The sequence below is a fragment of the Collinsella sp. OF02-10 genome (assembly GCF_003463445.1).
Classification (GTDB): Bacteria; Actinomycetota; Coriobacteriia; order Coriobacteriales; family Coriobacteriaceae; genus Collinsella.
In genome coordinates this window covers 135,989-136,962 of sequence record NZ_QSCW01000004.1, presented here as the reverse complement: position 1 = coordinate 136,962, position 974 = coordinate 135,989, and the positions used below count along the sequence as shown (strand labels likewise).

General features: G+C 73.3%; 1 protein-coding gene. It reads left to right on the top strand.

Annotated elements, in window-relative coordinates; genetic code table 11:
* Positions 1-267: 267 nt before the first annotated feature.
* On the top strand, positions 268-974 hold a 707-nt coding region (locus tag DXA43_RS03600; RefSeq protein WP_147344716.1), incomplete at its 3' end, for a transposase.

Sequence of the window (974 nt, the reverse complement as noted above, 5' to 3'; positions counted from 1 at the left end):
AGCCCCATTACAGTTTGAGTCGTCCGAAAGGGCGGCTCTTTTCCGTTGCACGGTTATACGATTGAGCCGTACCGGTGGTCGCTGGCCGACCGCCCCGGACGGCCGTCAGCCCCTGCCCCGTAGAGGGCCCGGGACGTGTTGCCGCCGGGGCGGGAGGGGCCGCGGGGAACGACTGATAGAGATGTGCCGGGCCCGGACCGGGCCACGGCCGGGTAATGTGGGTGTCGCTTCCGCGGCTAACGGCCGGCTCAAGGGAGAGGATACACCATGCCAGCAGCAGAGACGCCCGTGGCCTACCTGGGGATCGACGTCGGGAAGAGCTCGCACAGCGCGTGCGCGCTCGACGCGGGAGGGGGCGTCGCCTTCAGGGCCGAGCTGGCAAACAGGCCCGACGACATCGACCGGCTGCTCGAGCGGGCCGGCTCCGGCGCGCTGGTCGTCGTCGACCAGAAGCGAAACATCGGCGCACTGGTCCTCGCGCGCGCCCATGCGCATGGGAACCCCTGCGCCTACCTGCCCGGATATGCCGAGAAGCAGGCCCGCGGGATGTTCCCCGGCATCGCGAAGACCGACGCCATCGACGCCGAGGTGATCGCGCGCACCGCGCTCGGCGTGCCCCGCGCCCTCAGACCGGCGCCCGAGGAGCCCGAGGGGACCGCCTCGCTTCGGATCCTGTCGTCGCAGCGCGAGTTCGCGTCGTCCGCCAGGACCCGCGCGAAGAACAGGCTGCGCGCGACCCTGCTCGAGGCCGACCCCGCGCTCGAGGGCGCGGTCGACCCGTCGAGCCGCTGGCAGGTGTCGATGCTGGCCGAGTTCGGCGGGGCCGCCGGGTGCTCGGCCGCCGGCTGGCGCAGGTTCTCGAACGCCGCCAGGCGCGCGGGCGCCCCCGCGGCGGGGGCCAGGAGGCTCTGGGAGGCGCTGCTGGCCTCGTCGCGCTCGGGAAGGCGGCTCCCGGCCGGCGAGGACGTCGCGGT